At 47.6% G+C, this 269-nt stretch carries 1 protein-coding gene; it reads left to right on the plus strand.

Going from position 1 to position 269, the window contains the following annotated elements; translation table 11 throughout:
- The coding region (locus tag BLO31_RS21715) for a transposase (protein WP_175443270.1) at positions 1-269 on the plus strand (269 nt) is incomplete at both ends.

Genomic DNA, 269 nt, shown 5'->3' on the forward strand with positions numbered 1-269 from the left:
ACAAGGCAAGCAAAACACGTACGGGAGACCTCGTATTTTCAGTGATTTGGCCATCACAACCGTTTTGATGGTAAAGCGTATCTTTTCAATGCCGCTTCGCGCTTCGCAAGGGTCTATGGATTCCGTGTTTCGACTTGCTCAACTTCCACTGCGCTGCCCACACTACAGTTGTATCCGTCGTCGAGCCAACGACGTTGATGTAAGTTTTAAAACGAAAACCAAAGGACCGATTCAGCATCTTGCTATCGATGCGACAGGTCTCAAGGTTT

This window comes from Vibrio sonorensis, assembly GCF_001854765.1.
GTDB classification, from domain to species: Bacteria; Pseudomonadota; Gammaproteobacteria; order Enterobacterales; family Vibrionaceae; genus Vibrio; species Vibrio sonorensis.